The organism is Streptomyces sp. NEAU-174, assembly GCF_052665095.1.
This window is the reverse complement of sequence record NZ_JBQTCE010000004.1, coordinates 554744-566891: the sequence shown is the minus strand read 5'-3', so window position 1 is coordinate 566891 and position 12148 is coordinate 554744. Positions and strand designations below refer to the sequence as shown.

The 12148-nt window shown below is 70.9% G+C and carries 12 protein-coding genes and 1 pseudogene; 6 read left to right on the top strand and 7 right to left on the bottom strand.

Annotated elements, in window-relative coordinates; all coding sequences use genetic code 11:
• Window positions 1–93 precede the first annotated feature (93 nt).
• Complete coding sequence (locus ACT2CW_RS14915; protein ID WP_164434032.1) at window positions 94–1029, bottom strand: D-alanyl-D-alanine carboxypeptidase family protein; 936 nt, start codon at window positions 1027–1029, stop codon at window positions 94–96.
• Between the two features lie 213 nt (window positions 1030–1242).
• Between ACT2CW_RS14915 and ACT2CW_RS14910 the strand changes: the two genes are divergently transcribed.
• Window positions 1243–2169, top strand: coding sequence for an SDR family oxidoreductase (locus tag ACT2CW_RS14910; RefSeq protein ID WP_445516899.1), 927 nt, complete (start codon window positions 1243–1245; stop codon window positions 2167–2169).
• Window positions 2170–2174: 5 nt separating this feature from the next.
• On the opposite strand, the gene ACT2CW_RS14905 is transcribed toward ACT2CW_RS14910, so the two are convergent.
• Entirely contained in the window at window positions 2175–2564 is a 390-nt protein-coding gene (locus ACT2CW_RS14905; protein ID WP_445516898.1) for a TraR/DksA family transcriptional regulator, read from the bottom strand.
• Window positions 2565–2712: 148 nt separating this feature from the next.
• On the opposite strand from ACT2CW_RS14905, the pseudogene ACT2CW_RS14900 reads away from it, so the two are divergent.
• Window positions 2713–3399 (top strand): annotated as a pseudogene (locus ACT2CW_RS14900) (cellulase family glycosylhydrolase); the annotation flags it as partial.
• Between the two features lie 137 nt (window positions 3400–3536).
• Here the strand turns inward: ACT2CW_RS14900 and ACT2CW_RS14895 are convergent.
• Window positions 3537–4655 carry an NADH:flavin oxidoreductase gene (locus ACT2CW_RS14895; protein ID WP_445516897.1) on the bottom strand — a complete coding sequence of 373 codons (1119 nt, stop codon included), beginning with the start codon at window positions 4653–4655 and terminating at the stop codon, window positions 3537–3539.
• Window positions 4656–4833: 178 nt separating this feature from the next.
• Between ACT2CW_RS14895 and ACT2CW_RS14890 the strand changes: the two genes are divergently transcribed.
• Window positions 4834–5283 (top strand): RrF2 family transcriptional regulator, encoded by a 450-nt coding sequence (locus ACT2CW_RS14890; protein ID WP_182473911.1) that lies wholly within the window; start codon window positions 4834–4836, stop codon window positions 5281–5283.
• A 204-nt stretch (window positions 5284–5487) separates the two neighbouring features.
• On the opposite strand, the gene ACT2CW_RS14885 is transcribed toward ACT2CW_RS14890, so the two are convergent.
• Complete coding sequence (locus ACT2CW_RS14885; protein ID WP_445516896.1) at window positions 5488–6411, bottom strand: LysR family transcriptional regulator; 924 nt, start codon at window positions 6409–6411, stop codon at window positions 5488–5490.
• Window positions 6412–6495: 84 nt separating this feature from the next.
• Between ACT2CW_RS14885 and ACT2CW_RS14880 the strand changes: the two genes are divergently transcribed.
• On the top strand, window positions 6496–7257 hold the full coding sequence (locus ACT2CW_RS14880; RefSeq protein WP_164434018.1) for a sulfite exporter TauE/SafE family protein: 762 nt from the start codon (window positions 6496–6498) through the stop codon (window positions 7255–7257).
• A 65-nt stretch (window positions 7258–7322) separates the two neighbouring features.
• On the opposite strand, the gene bla is transcribed toward ACT2CW_RS14880, so the two are convergent.
• Window positions 7323–8270 carry a class A beta-lactamase gene (gene bla, locus ACT2CW_RS14875; protein WP_445516895.1) on the bottom strand — a complete coding sequence of 316 codons (948 nt, stop codon included), beginning with the start codon at window positions 8268–8270 and terminating at the stop codon, window positions 7323–7325.
• A gap of 177 nt (window positions 8271–8447) precedes the next feature.
• On the opposite strand from bla, the gene ACT2CW_RS14870 reads away from it, so the two are divergent.
• Window positions 8448–9419: a LysR family transcriptional regulator gene (locus ACT2CW_RS14870; protein ID WP_325120120.1), complete on the top strand. Its 972-nt coding sequence runs from the start codon at window positions 8448–8450 to the stop codon at window positions 9417–9419.
• Window positions 9416–10318, top strand: coding sequence for a serine hydrolase (locus ACT2CW_RS14865; protein ID WP_445516894.1), 903 nt, complete (start codon window positions 9416–9418; stop codon window positions 10316–10318). The genes ACT2CW_RS14870 and ACT2CW_RS14865 overlap by 4 nt, the downstream gene beginning before the upstream one ends.
• Before the next feature lie 56 nt (window positions 10319–10374).
• Here the strand turns inward: ACT2CW_RS14865 and ACT2CW_RS14860 are convergent, their stop codons facing one another.
• Both ACT2CW_RS14860 and ACT2CW_RS14855 read right to left on the bottom strand, forming a co-directional pair.
• The gene (locus ACT2CW_RS14860; protein WP_445516893.1) at window positions 10375–11130 is read right to left on the bottom strand and encodes a dienelactone hydrolase family protein; all 756 of its coding nucleotides are present in this window, start codon (window positions 11128–11130) and stop codon (window positions 10375–10377) included.
• A 391-nt stretch (window positions 11131–11521) separates the two neighbouring features.
• Window positions 11522–12130, bottom strand: coding sequence for a 3'-5' exonuclease (locus ACT2CW_RS14855; protein ID WP_164434595.1), 609 nt, complete (start codon window positions 12128–12130; stop codon window positions 11522–11524).
• Window positions 12131–12148: the final 18 nt, after the last annotated feature.

Below are 12148 nucleotides of genomic sequence, written 5' to 3'. Positions count from 1 at the left end.
GTGGGTGTTCCGGTCCCCTCCCCGGGGGGGTGTTGCCGGGCGGGGAGGGGTTCGGGCGGGCCCACCGCGCTGTCGCCTCACGGGGCTTGTGGATCAGTCCCGCTGAGCGTCCTTGGGAAGCTGGCGCCACTTCACCTCGGTGGTGGTGTCGTACGTCCAGTCGAGCATCTTCTTGGCGTCCGGGTAGCGGTCCGCGTCGTTGAGGATGACTCCCACGACCGTCTTGTCGCCGCGCTTGGCGGCGAACACCAGGCAGGGCCCGGCGGGGGTGGTGGTCCCGGTCTTCACACCGATCGCGCCCTGGTACGAACCCAGCAACTGATTGGTGTTGTCCCAGGAGTAGTACCGGGTGTGGCCATTGGCCGCCGGAGCCTCCTGCTTGGTGGACACCGACTTGACAACCGTGTCGAACGTCGCGTTGTCCATGGCGCGCTTGGTCAGCTGCGCCAGGTCATGGGGCGTCGAGTAGTTGTCGGCGTCGGCCGAGACACCGTCGAAGGAGTCGTACTTGGTGTTGGTCAGCCCCAAGTCCTTCGCCTTCGTGTTCATCTTGGAGATGAACGACTTGGTCCGCTCGGCGGTGGTGTCGCCGGTGCCGAACGTGTCGGCCAGCGCCATCGCCGCGTCGCAGCCGGACGGCAGCATCAATCCGTACAGCAGCTGGTTGACGGTGAGTTTGTCACCGGTCTGGAGGTCCGCCGTGCTGGCACCGGACTTGGTCACATAGTCGCGGTACTCCTGCTTGATGGTGACCTGCTGGTTGAGGTCCAGACCTCGGGTCTCGAGCACCACGAGGGCAGTCATGATCTTCGTGGTGCTCGCCATCGGACGCCTGGTGTCGGCGTCCTTGGCCATCAGCTCCTTGTTGGAACCGGTGTCGAGCAGGTAGGCGCCCTTGGCGCTGACCTCCGGTGGCGGTTCGGCCGAAGCCTGGGCCATCGCCACCGGGACCGCGATCGCTACGGCCACCGTGGACGCGACCGCCGCGACTCTCCAGCGGCGGGTCACGGTTCCACGACGTTTATGCATTCGCCCTCCGTTTCGCTTGTTGAGGTGTGTTTCGGGCGAGCGCATCGTCTCACCGGGCGAAAATCGGCCATGCTTCGGGGTGGCGGACATGCGGTGGCTCTGGGGAAACAACTAGTGCCCGGACCAGCGCTGTTGACCTGATGACGGGTCCGAGGCGGCTGTGTGCGGCGCGGAGCGCGCGCCCGCTGATCCGCGATCTGCCACACTCATGGTGTGCACGGGACACTCGATCACGATGCGCTGCGCGGACGTGTCGCCGTGGTGGCCGGGGCGACCCGTGGCGCCGGGCGCGGTATCGCGGCCGCGCTGGGCGAGGCCGGAGCGACCGTCATCTGTACCGGACGCAGCAGCGTGTCGGGCCGGGGCGGGTCGGATTACGACCGGCCCGAGACGATCGAGGAGACGGCCGAGCTCGTCACACGGCTCGGTGGCACCGGTGTCGCCGTACGGACCGACCACCTCGACCCCGCGCAGGTCGGGCGGCTGGCCGAGCGCATCCGCCACGATCACGGCGGCATCGATGTGCTGGTCAATGACATCTGGGGCGCCGAGCGGCTCAAGGGCGGGCCCGCCGACTGGAACACCCCGATCTGGCAGCACAGCCTCGAGGACGGACTGCGCATCCTCCGGCTCGGGCTGGACACCCACCTGATCACCTCGCACCACCTGCTGCCACTGCTGATCGGCAGGCCGGGTGGGCTGCTCGTGGAGATGACCGACGGCACCGCCGCGTACAACGCCGAGCGGTACCGCATCTCGGTCTTCTACGACCTGGTCAAGACCGCCGTGAACCGGCTGGCCTTCTCCCAGGGCCACGAGCTGGCGCCGCACGGGGCGACCGCCGTCGCCGTCACCCCGGGCTGGCTGCGCTCGGAGATGATGCTGGAGGCGTACGGGGTCGGCGAGGACAACTGGCGCGACGCCTTGCTCCCGGACCGTGGCGAGGGCCGCCCGACCGCCCCCGAGGCCTTCGCCTCCTCCGAGTCACCGCGCTACGTCGGCCGCGCCGTCGCCGCCCTGGCCGCCGACCCCGGCCGGGCGAGGTGGAACCAGCGATCGGTGAGCTCCGCCGAGCTCGCCCGGGAGTACGGATTCACCGACATCGACGGCTCGCGGCCCGACAGCTGGTCGGCCGGCTGAGCCGCTCAGCGGGGGTGGGCGGTCGCGCAGCGTACGCAGGTGGTCGCCGTGGGGCGCGCCTCCAGGCGCTCGGCGGGGATCGGCTCTCCGCACACCTCGCACCGCCCGTAGGCGCCGTGGTCCAGCCGTTCCAGCGCCTCGTCCAGGGCGGTCAGATGATCGCGGGCCTGGGCCAGCAGGGCGGCGGTGTGGGCCCGCTCGAAGGCGGTGCTCGACCCCTCCGGGTCGTGCTCGTCGTCCACCGCCACCAGGGCGTTCGACGCGACGATCGCGTCGAACTCACGGTCCAGGGCAGCGATCCGCGTGCCGGTCTCGGCACGCTCGGCCGTCAGCCGTGCGCGGATGGCTTCGCGCTCGGCCGGAGAGAAGGCGGCATCGCCGGATGAATCGCTCATGACCGGCATAACCCCGGCGCGCCCGGTCCGCATTCCGGTGGCCGCCCTTTCCCCGAGGCCTTGACGTCTCCCGGGCCCGATGCAATGGATGGGAGCGCTCCCAAATCTACCGCGTAGCCACCGTACGGACGCCATCGCGCGCTCACTCTGCAAGGCCAACCGGCTCATCTGCGTACTGGAGGTGCACGACACCACCGGCTACGGCGAGGATGCCGCGGCCGGCACGCTCGACCAGGCGGCCGACTACTGGATCGGCCTCAAGAGCGTGCTCACCGGCCAGGAGAACTACGTCATCATCAACATCGGCAACGAACCCTGGGGCAACACCGACCCGGCCGGCTGGACCGCCCCCACCGTCGCCGCCGTCCAGAAGCTGCGCAGCGCCGGATTCCAGCACACCATCATGGTGGACGCCCCCAACTGGGGGCAGGACCTCCAGAGCGTGATGCGCACCAACGCGCGGACCGTGTACGACGCCGACTCCACCGGCAATCTGATCTTCTCGATCCACATGTACAGCGTCTATGACACGGCGCAGGAGATCACCGACTATCTGAACGCCTTCGTGAGCGCCAGGCTGCCCCTCCTCATCGGTGAGTTCGGCGGTCCCGCCGACCAGTGGGGCGATCCGGACGAGAACACCATGATGGCGACCGCCCAGCGGCTGAAGCTGGGCTATCTGGCCTGGTCCTGGAGCGGCAACACCGATCCCATCCTGGACCTGGCCACCGACTTCGACCCGGCCAGGCTCACCGACTGGGGCAAGCGCGTCTTCAACGGCCCCGATGGCATCGCCGAGACCTCCCGCGAGGCCACCGTCTACGGCGGTGGCTCCGGCGCCGGCCGGCACCGGGAATGCGGGATAGTGGTGAAATGTTAAACTAACTAGCGCACCCCGTGCCCGGCGCCGGCCGGATCCCCCCGTGCTGGCCGGCGCCGTCCCCCTTGGTGTGGGGTTTCGGTGCGGGGGTTTCAGTGCAGGGATTCCACCGCGTCCCGGCTGAACGGGGTGAGCTCGTTCACCCGGCCGGTCAGGACCTTGTCGGCCCACTCGGGGTCCGCGAGCAGTGCGCGGCCGACCGCGACGAGGTCGAATTCATCCCGCTCCAGAGGCTCCAGGAGCCGGTCGATGGACTCCACGGCCGCGTTGGCGCCGGAGAGGGAGCCGGGCTGGAAGGCGCTGTCCAGGCCGACCGAGCCGACGGTGATCACCGGCTTGCCGGTGACCTTCTTCGTCCACCCGGCGATGTTCAGATCCGACCCCGTGTCGGGGAACTCCGGCTGCCAGTAGCGCCGCCCGGAGGCGTGGAACGCGTCGACACCGGCCTCCGCCAGCGGCGTGAGCACGGCTTCCAGCTCCTTGGGGTTCTCGGCGAGCCGGACGTCGTAGTTGTCGGACTTCCACTGGGAGAACCGGAGGACGACGGGGAAGTCGGGCGCGACCCGCTCGCGGATGGCGGCCACGAGGTCGGCGGCGAACGTGGTCCGGGAGGCCGGATCGCCGCCGTAGGCGTCGGTGCGCCGGTTGGTGCGCTCCCAGAGGAACTGGTCGATGAGATAGCCGTGCGCGCCGTGCAGCTCCACGCCGTCGAAGCCGATCTCCTCGGCCGCCCGCGCGGCCTTCGCGAAGGCGCCGATGACGTCGTCGATGTCGGCGAGGGTCATCGTCTCGCCCGCGCCGGGCGTGCCGTCCAGCGCGATCCCGGACGGGCCCACGGACGGGGCGTCGGGGAACGGTGGCGCTCCCGGGGTGCGCTGTATGCCCACGTGCCAGAGCTGGGGCATGATCGCGCCACCGTGGGTGTGCACGGCGTCAACGACCCTTTGCCACCCGGCCAGTTGCTCCTCGCCGTGGAACCGGGGGACGCCGTCGATATAACCGGCGGACCGGTGGTCGACGGTGGTGCCCTCGGTGATGATCAGGCCGGTCCCCGCCGCCGCCCGGCGCGCGTAGTACGCGGCGACGTCCTCACCGGGGATGCCATCGGGGGAGTGCCCGCGGGTCATGGGTGCCATGGCGATCCGGTTCGGCAGCTTCGCCGAACCCAGTGTGAACGGGCGGGACAGTGCCGTGGTCAGGCGGGTGTTCACGGTGTCGCTCTCCAGACGTGTCGTTCCGATGAGACTTCCCCCGGAGCCTCGAAAGTGTGAGTCTGAAAGGTACAGTTTTTACGGCGTAAACTGCAACTGTAACGATTGCTTTTTAGATGAGGGCGGAACGGCACCGTCGAGTAGGCTGTGCCCCGATCTGCGGGCGGAGGTGGAGAAGGTGCTGGACATCCGGTTCTCCCGTGCGCTCCAGGTGATGCTGTTCCTCGCCGTGGCCGCCGAGAACGGGCACGGGCCGCTGAGCTCCGCCGAGCTGGCCCATAAACTCAACGCCAACCCGAGCCTGGTCCGGAAGCTCCTCGTCCCGCTGACGGACCAGGGGCTGGTCGTCTGCGTCAAGGGCCGCACCGGTGGGGCGCGGCTGGGGCGGCCGAGCGACCGGATCACCCTGGCCGAGATCTATCGCTGTGCCGTCGGCGACAAGCCCCTGTTCGCCCCCTCGCCGGGGGTGGAGCCCGTGTGCCCGGTCACCGCGCACGCCGGTGAGTACTTCGCCACGCTCACCGCCGAGGCCGAGGAGGCGGTCCTCGGATCGCTGGGCGACCGCACGCTCGCGGACAGCGTGGGTGAGCTGCGCCGCCTCTGCACCGGGCACGTCCGGCAGGGCTGATCCGGGCCCGGCCCGGTGTTCATCCCTCGCGTGGTCAGGAGCGCCGGGCGTGCCGTCTCACGCCGTCTCATGGGAGCCACATCCTCGGGATCCGGAGGACGGACGTGCACGTGAGAACTGTCAGCCGCCCCAGAGGCGGGCGAACATTACGTGGCACGGTCTCTCTCGTCGGCTCCATCGGCTGCCGCTCCCGGCGACGGCACCCTACTGGGCCGGAAGGCCCTCGCCTCCGTCCGGCTCGGACAGGGCCGCGCGGCGCAGATGGTCGGCGAGTGCGGCGGTGGCCGTGGACGAGGCTCCGGCCTTCGCGCCCCAGGCCAGCAGATGGTGGCGGCGCGCCCAGGGATCGCGGAGGTCGCATACGTCGAGCGGATGGTACGGGGCGATGGCACGGCGTGGCACGACGGCGAGTCCGACACCGGCGGCCGCGAGGGAGACCAGGGTGTTGAGGTGGGCGACGGTGGTGCGGTAGCGCACCGCCGGAGCGTGCGGACCGAGGTTCTTCTCGATCGAGCGGCGCAGCGAGGAACCGGCGTCGAGTCCCACGAGCGGATGCTCGGCCACCTCGCTGTAGGTCACCTCGGTACGCCCCGCGAGGATCCCGCCGCACTGGCCGATCACCACCAGCGAGTCGTCGCCGAGGGGTTCCATGGTGAGACCGCAGTCGCGGGCCTCGCGGTCGAGGACGACGCCCAGGTCAGCCTCGCCGTCGGCGAGCATCCGCACGGTCCGTGGGGTGCGGCTCTCGGACACCTCGACGTCGACGTCCGGGTGTGCGCGGAGGAACGAGACCAGGGCCCGTGGCACCAGGCGGTGCATCGCGGAGCCACCGCCCAGCAGGGTCAGCGGGGCGGTCGGCGGCCGGGCGTAGCTCGCCACGGCGCTCTCCAGGCGCGCCGTCCGGTCGAGCACGTCCCGTGCGTGGCGGGCCAGCGCCGTCCCCGCCGGGGTGGGGCGCACGCCCCGCCGGCCGCGGATCAGCAGGTCCACGCCCGCGTGGTGCTCGAGCGAGCGCACCCGCGCGCTGGCCGACGGGAGGCTCAGATGCATCCGGCGAGCGCCCGCCGTGATCGAGCCCTCCGCCACGATGTGAAGGAAGAGCCGCAGGTCGTCCAGGTCGTACCGCACACCGATGAGCCTAAGGCAGGGCCTTGGGCTCGCTACGCGGATCGCGCATTGTGGGCCCACGGGCCGAGGGGCGATGCTCGGCGGGTGTCCGAGACGGTGCTTGTTCTGCTGGCGGGTGTGGCCGCCGGGGCGTTGAACGCCATCGGGGGCGGCGGTACGTTCGTGGCGCTCCCGGCCCTGGTGGCGGCCGGTCTGCCCCCGGTGACGGCGAACGCGTCCTCGACCGTGGCCCTCGTCCCCGGGAGCGTGGCGAGCGCATGGGTGTACCGGCGCGATCTCGCCCCGGTCGGGGACACCTCCACACGGGCCCTGACGACGGTCAGTGTGCTCGGTGGCGGGCTCGGCGCCGGTCTGCTGCTGGCGCTGCCCGCGGTGTCGTTCGACGCCGCGGTGCCCTGGCTGCTCGCCTTCGCCACGGTGGTCCTCGCCTTCGGGCGCCGCGTCTCCCGCGCGGTGAGCGAGGCGAGGGGCCATGCGGTCGGCATGAGCCCCCGGGCCGTCCTGTTCGGCCAGTTCCTCCTCGCCGTGTACGGCGGATACTTCGGCGGTGCCGTAGGCATCATGATGCTGGCCGTGTGGAGCATCGGTCTCGGCCTCGACACCTCGACCGGCAACCCGATGCGGGTCGCCCAGATCACGGCCATCTACCTCAGCGCGACCGGGCTGTTCCTCATCGCCTCGGACGCGCTGGGCGCGCCGCGGCTGCTCGTCGCCATGCTGGTCGGGGCGGTGGCCGGTGGTGTGGCGGGCGCGCGGATCGCCCGCCGCCTGCCCGCGTGGCTGCTGCGGGCCGTCATTCTGACCACCGCCGTGACCATGACGGTCCTGTATTTCCTGCGCGGCTGATATTTCCTGCGCGGCTGAGGTTACGCGGCTATGTTCTGCGCGGCTGAGCTACGCGGCCGACCGCGTTACGACATCGTGTCGGCCACCACCGACGCCGCGTCCGCGATCAGCTTGTTGTCGAACGGGGTGTCCTTGTCGCCGCGGTACGACATGATCGCCATGACGAGGGGAGCGGCGCCGGGCCGCCACACCACGGCGATGTCGTTGCGGGCGCCGTAGTAGCTGCCGCTTCCGGTCTTGTCGCCGACCTGCCAGCCCTTGGGCATTCCGGCCCTGATGAGCTCGTCCCCGGTGGTGTTGGTCCGCAGCCACTTCGTGAGCTGTGCGCGCTCTCCCTTGCCGAGGACATCGCCGAGGACGAACGCGCGCAGGTCCTTGGCCATCGCCCGCGGGGTGGTGGTGTCATGCGTCTCACCCGGCACCCACCGGCTCAACTCGGGCTCGATGTTCTCCATTTGGATGACGTCGTCGCCCAGCTTCTCGAGGATGGCGTCGAGGCCCTTCGGCCCGCCGAGCTGGTCGAAGAGCAGATTGGCCGCGGTGTTGTCGCTGTAGCGGACGGCGGCGTCGCACAGCGCGCCCAGGCTCATCCCGGTGTCCACGTGCTTCTCGGTCACGGGGGAGTTGTCGACCAGATCGTCCTTGGAGTACCGGATCACCCGGTCCAGCCCGCTCAGCTTGTACTTCCGCAGCACGGCGCCCGCCTCCAGCGCCTTGAACGTGGAGGCGAAGGCGAACCGTTCGCCGTCGCGGTACGCCACCTCGTGTCCGGTGCCGGTGTCGATCGCGTAGACCCCCAGGTGCGCGTCGTAGGAGCGCTCCAGCTTCTTGAACTCGCCGGCGACCGCCTTCGCGTCCGCGCCCGTACTCGCCCTCTCGGCGGAGGTGGACGAGGAGCTCGACGGCGCCGACGCGTCCGGGGAATCCCCCTCGCTACAGGCCGTCAGCGGGACGAGCAGCGCGAGCGTGGCGAACGCGCTGACGGCGGTGTGCCGGGTACGGGTGAATCGCATGGTCCGAACCTCCGGTTGGGGCCCCGTCACGCGGGGCGCACACGGGATGGGATGACCGAGCCGAGCCCCTCTTCCGGGGCGTGGTCATCGGCGTTGGGATCACCCTCGCCGCCCGGCGGCTATGCGGTCCAATACGCTCATGCGCTTCTTCATGCCGATCTGGCATAGAGTGCGGCTGTGGATCTGGTGGGAGTGTGCCGGGCGTTCGTCAGCGTGAGCGAGCGGGGAAGTTTCACCGTCGGGGCGGCCGCCGCCCGGATGTCGCAGTCGGTGGCCAGCCGTCGCGTGGCCGCGCTGGAGGAGCGCTTCGGGGAGCAGCTCTTCGAGCGCACCTCGCGGCGGGCCGTGCTCACCCCGTTCGGGCGGGAGATGCTGCCGGTGGCCAGACAGCTCGTACAGGCCGCCGATGTGCTGCTGCACGAGGCGGAGGCTGCCAAGCGCAAGCCGTGGCGGCTCGCGGTGCCCGGCATCTGCTCCACGGCCGGTCTCGCCCACCTCGTCGCCGAGGCGCGCGGGCACGGGGTCACCCTCGATCTCCGCGTGGCGGCGCCCGCGCGGCGCCTGGAGCTCATCCATGCCCAGCAGGTGCGGGCCGCCCTGCTCGCGGTGCCCGCGGACGAGGCCACGTGGTCCGTGCCGCTCGGGCTCGCCGGGGTGCGGGATCCCGGGGTGCGGCGGGTCTATCTCGAGACGCTGCGGGTCGGCCGGTCCGCGCGGGGCCCGGCCCGCCGGATATGGATCCAGCCGGAGGACGATGTGCCGCATATCCGCGACCCGCTCACCCGGCTGCGCGACGCGGTCGGTCTGCGGCCCGCACAGCTCGTGGCCGCGGACGATCTGACGACCGCCGCCGCCGAAGTCCTCTGCACCCGCGACCTGTTGCTGTGTTCTCCCGCGCAGGCCGAGGAACTCGCCCTGACGTGGCGGCCCATCGGTGAGATCGCGCTCAGCCGGGGGTTCGCCCTCGCCGCCGCGGCGGACGGCAATCCCCAGCATCTCGAAGGGCGCCTGGGCGGCGCCATCGCCCGCTGCCTCGGCGCGGGCACCGAGGAATCGCGCACACCCGTGGACACCGCGGAAGCGGCCACCCGGGCAGGCAGCGCGGAGGCGGCCACCCGGGCGGGCACCGCGGAAGGAGCCGGGGCATGAGCGCCGAGCCACTGCTGAGCGATCTGCGCGGGCAGTTGCGCGACGGCGGCCTGCACGGCTGTCTGCTCGTACGGGACCTCCACACGGGGGACGAGCTGGGGATCGACCCGGACACCCAGCTGCCCTCCGCCTCCCTGGTCAAAGTTCCGCTCGCACTGGCCACGTTGGAGCGCATCCGACGTGGCGAGCTCGACGGGGCCACGATGCTCGATGTGCCACCCGGGCGGATCACCACGCCCGGCCCCACCGGGCTGAGCCGGTTCCGCCACCCCGTCCGGATCGCGGTCGACGACCTGCTCTATCTGAGCACCTGTGTGAGCGACGGAACGGCGGCGGACGCGCTGTTCGACCTCACCCCGCCCGCCCAGGTGGCCGAGATCCTCCATGAGCTCGGGCTGCGTGGCATCACCGTCCGGCACGGGATGCGTGAACTGAGCGAAACCCCCGTGGAGCGCTTCGATGCCGCACAGGTGCATCTCGCCCACGCCCTCGCCATCGACGCCGGCACCAGCGGCCGCGGCCATCGGGTGCCACAACTCGACACCACCCGGGCCAACACCGGCAGCGCACGCGCCTGGGTGGAACTGCTCCAGGCCCTGTGGACACCGTCGAGGATCCACCCCGAAGTGGCGCAGCGGGTACGCGACCTCATGGCCCACAACGTGCTGCGGCACCGACTCGCCCCGGACTTCAGCTCCGACGCCACCACCTGGTCCTCCAAGACCGGCACCCTTCTCAACCTCCGCCATGAGATCGGGATCGTCGAGCACTCCGACGGTCAGGTGTTCGCCGTCGCCGTGCTCACCGAGTCGCTGGTGCCCGCCAATAGCCAGCCCGGCGCCGAGGCCCTGATGGCGCAGGTGGCCCGTACTCTGCGGGACCACCTCCGGCAGCTCTAGGCCGGAGTGTGGTGACCGGCTCGGGGCGGCCGGTCATCAGCCATGGCCCACCACGGTCAGAGGGTGCGGCCGAAGAGGTCGAGCAGGGCCTCCCAGTGGCGTTCGGCGGCCTCGGCGTCGTAGGCGGAGGTGTCGGCCTGGGTGAAGCCGTGCTGAGCGCCCGCGTAGACCTCGGTGCGGTGGCGGACACCCGCCTCGTTGAGGGCCTTGTCCAGGCGCTCGATCTGCTCGGGGGGAAGGGACTGATCCTGGTCCGCGTGTCCGAAGTACAGCTCGGCGGTGATCTGCCCGGCCACCGTGTGCGGGCTGTCCGGCGCCTCCGTGGCCAAGAAGGCACCGTGGAAACCGGCCGCCGCGGCGACACGACCGGGGTGCGCTCCGGCGGTCCGCAGGGCCAGCCCGGCGCCCAGGCAGTAGCCGGTGAGGCCCACGGGCCCGTCGGCGGCCTGCGCGCAGGAGGCCAGCCAGTCGAGATACGCGCCGGCGTCGCGCACGGCACGCTCGGGGGTGAGCCCCTGTGCCATCGGGGCGATGTGCTCGAAGACGGCCGAACGCGCCGTCGGGTCGAGGAAGTCGGGCAACTCCACCACGGGAGCGCGCCCGTGGCGGTAGAACACGTTGGGCACCAGCACGGTATAACCGGCCGCGGCCAGCCGGTCGGCCATCCCCCGCAGATGTGGCCGGAGGCCGAACGCGTCCATGTAGAACAGAACGGCCGGATGGCGGTCGGTGTCGTCGGGATGGGCCAGATAGGCATCGGCGATGCCGTCCTGGGTGGGGATGTCCACGGTGGTTCCGCGTACTGCGGTCATGTGGGGGATCCTTCCTCGATGCGTACCGGGCGGCGCGCGGGCACCGCCGAGCAAGATCTTCGGCCTCTCGGGCGGATTGTGCCACTCGCCGTCAGCGCGTCGGACACCACGCTCGCCGATGGCCGATGCGTTCCCCTCCCCGCCCCTTCCCGCTACCGGGGGCTTCGCCCCCGGACCCCCGGGGCCTGGGGCGGAGCCCCGCCTTCCAGCCCCTCCGGGGGGCACCTCCCAGCGGTAGCTGGGGGAGCTTGAGGAGCGGGGCCTGGGGCGGAGCCCCACCACGCGGCGGAGCCGCATATCGATGCTTCGGGAAGGGGCGGGGAGGGGGCAGCATCGATATGCGGCTCCGCCGCGCGGCCCGCCGCAGGCGTCAAGATCCGCCGGTCCGCCCCTAGAGGCACCCCTCGGGCAAGGTGGCCCCACCGGCGCGGACGTGTCCGATCGCCGCGGCGATCGAATAGCAGTCGAAGAGCGCCGAATGCTCCTTGCCGGCCGCGGGTTTGGGCAGTCCGAGCGCTTCCCACAGCCGACCGGAATTGGCCGAGGCCGTCATCGGCGCGAGGGTGTTCAGCCATGGCCGGATATTGAGGAAGGGGGTGGTGAGAAAGCCGTTCTTGACCTCCTCGCCGCGGGCCCGGGCCCACCCCACGTTCTCCCCGAGGACGACCATGTCATTGCCGTAGGAGAGAACGGACTGCCCCTGGCAGAACGCCAGGAAGTCACCGATGGCCTCGGCGGGTGCGACTCCCTCGCGGTCCACGGTCCGCTGGTCGATGCCGGTGAGGCCGGTGAAGAACGGGGACAGCCGAGGATTGACCACCGGTCTCACCAGCGCCTCGTATTCCTCGACAACGGAGTAGGCGTCAGCGGAAGAGCCGGTGCTGATGCGCAGCGCGCCGATCTGGACGATTTCGCGCAGCTGCCCCGGTTCCGACCAGTCCTGCTCAAGCGCTCCCGGCCATGTGGTGAACTCAAGGTCGAACACGACAAACGTCGACAAACGGTCTCTCCTCGATAT